The sequence below is a fragment of the Pseudomonas sp. NPDC087614 genome (assembly GCF_044743485.1).
In the GTDB taxonomy this organism is placed as follows: Bacteria; Pseudomonadota; Gammaproteobacteria; order Pseudomonadales; family Pseudomonadaceae; genus Aquipseudomonas; species Aquipseudomonas baetica_A.
In genome coordinates this window covers 1-1,749 of record NZ_JBIUWN010000181.1, presented here as the reverse complement: position 1 = coordinate 1,749, position 1,749 = coordinate 1, and the positions used below count along the sequence as shown (strand labels likewise).

Here is a 1,749-nt window from a genome sequence, read left to right as displayed (position 1 = left end):
CGGCATCGATTACCAGTCGTTTCAACAGGCTGAGTGGAAGACTGAACACACCCTCGTCAGCTACCGCTACGACGCCTATCAGCACCTGATCGAAGCGACTAACGCGGCCGGAGACAGCGAGCGTTACGACTACGACGACCAGCACGTCATCCTGCAGCGCCAACTGACCGGTGGCGCGAGTTTTTTCTGGGAGTGGCAAGGGGCCGGCAAGGCTGCCCGTTGTGTCCGGCACTGGGCATCGTTCTCGCAGATGGACACCCGCTACGTCTGGAATGACGACGGCAGTGTCGCGGTGCATTACGTCGACGGCACCGAAGAAACCTACGTCCATGACGACCGCGCACGGCTGGTGCGCAAGGTCGAGGCCGATGGCGGTGAGTATTTAAAGGCTTACGACGATGGCGGCCGGCTGATCGCCGAGCAGGACCCGCTCGGCGCCGTCACCGAATACCGCTACGACGAAGTCGGACGCCTGATCGCGCTCATTCCGCCGGATGATGCGCCAACGTCCTACGAGTACCGCAACGGTTTCCTGCACCGCCGCTCGCGTGGCGAAGCACTGTGGACCTGGCGGCGCAATGCCCAGGGCGATGTCATTGAGGCGGTCGATCCCGACGGCCACGTCACCCATTACCACTACGACGCCCGCGGGCAGTTGCTGTCGATCCGCTACCCGGACACCAGTCGGCATGTTTTCGTCTGGAACAACCTCGGCCAGTTGATTGAAGAAACCCTGCCCGATGCTGGCGTGCGGCGCTTTGCCTACGACGCACTGGGGCGACGGACTACAACGGCGGACGAATACGGCGCCGTGACTCGCCAGCATTGGGACGCCGTTGGCCGACTGATCCAGACGACTTCTCCTACGGGCGCCACCCGCGCTTACAGCTACGGCGCCTATCACCAGGTCACCGCCGAACGCGACGAACTGGGGCGCATCACCCGCTATGAATATGACGACGACTTGCATCTGGTGTCCCGGCGGATCAACCCCGACGGCACGCGGGTGCAGTACCGCTACGACCACGCGCAACTGCTGCTCACCGAGATCGAGAACGAGTCCGGCGAAAAATACCGACTGGACTACACGCCCAACGGACTGATCCGACAGGAAACCGGCTTCGACGGACGACGTACTGCATACGCCTACGACCTCAATGGCCACTTGCTGGAAAAGACCGAGTTCGGTGACGACGGCTCGACGTTGGTCACCGCCTACGAGCGCGATGCGGCCGGACGCCTGCTGCTCAAGACCCTCCCCGACGGGGGCAAGGTTGCCTACCGCTACGACCGCCTCGGTCGGCTGACCGGCGTCGACGACGGCCAGAAACACCCGCTGGCCTTCGAATACGACCGGCAGGATCGGCTGATCACCGAGCATCAGGGCTGGGGCACCTTGCGCTACACCTACGACGCCTGCGGCCAACTCAAGCGCCAGCGCCTGCCGGACAACAGCAAGCTCGATTACCACTACGCCAAGGGCGGCGCGCTGACCGCGATCCATCTCAATGGCGCACCGTTGACGCGTCACGTCTACCAGTCGGGCCGCGAACAACAACGCCAGCAAGGCCTGCTGCTCAGCGAATATGCCTACGACGATCAGGGCCGTTTGCTCGCTCACGCCGTAGGCCATCAGCACACCTCGCTGTATCGCCGCGATTATGCCTACAGCGCCAACGGCAACCTGGAACATATTGCCGACACCCGCCACGGCCAGCGCACCTACGGCTACGACGCGCTCGACCGCTT

1 pseudogene is annotated in these 1,749 nt (G+C 63.4%); it reads left to right on the top strand.

The window, feature by feature from the left end:
• Nucleotides 1-1,749: pseudogene (locus tag ACIOWA_RS27920) on the top strand (type IV secretion protein Rhs); the annotation flags it as partial.